1 protein-coding gene is annotated in these 565 nt (G+C 68.7%); it reads left to right on the forward strand.

The features are described from left to right. The coding region (locus AP234_RS39335) for a transposase (protein ID WP_152990144.1) at nucleotides 1-543 on the forward strand (543 nt) is incomplete at its 5' end. Between the last annotated feature and the right edge of the window lie 22 nt (nucleotides 544-565).

Below are 565 nucleotides of genomic sequence, written 5' to 3' on the forward strand. Positions count from 1 at the left end.
GCGCACGTCCCCGACGACCACTGGCACCACTACAGCGCCGGGCACGGCGCCAAGGGGCACCGCTGGTACGCCTGGGCCTGGACCCGCATCGACACCCACCGGCCCGGTCACCGGTGGTTGCTGATCCGCCGCAATCTGGCCACCGGGGAACTGGCCTTCTACCGCTGCTACGCACCCCGGCCGACTCCATTGGCCGCCCTGGTGCGCATCGCCGGCATCCGCTGGACAGTTGAGGAGTCCTTCCAGGCCGCCAAGGGCCAGGTCGGGCTGGACCACTACCAGGTCCGCAGCTGGGACGGCTGGCACCGCCACATCACCCTGGCGATGCTCGCCCTGGCCTTCCTCGCGGCCCTGGCCGCATCCCAGCCCGACGGCGACGAAAAGCACCTGCCCTTGACCATGCCCGAGATCCGCCGCTTGCTGGCCGCCCTCACCCTCACCCGACACCGTCGAATTGAGGAGATCCTGCACTGGTCACACTGGCGACGCCGCCATCAGGCCACCGCCCGCCGATGCCACTACCAGCGCAGATCCCACTCATGATCTCAAAATGTCACTGGAGTAC

Source organism: Sphaerimonospora mesophila (assembly GCF_001417795.1).
Classification (GTDB): Bacteria; Actinomycetota; Actinomycetes; order Streptosporangiales; family Streptosporangiaceae; genus Sphaerimonospora; species Sphaerimonospora mesophila.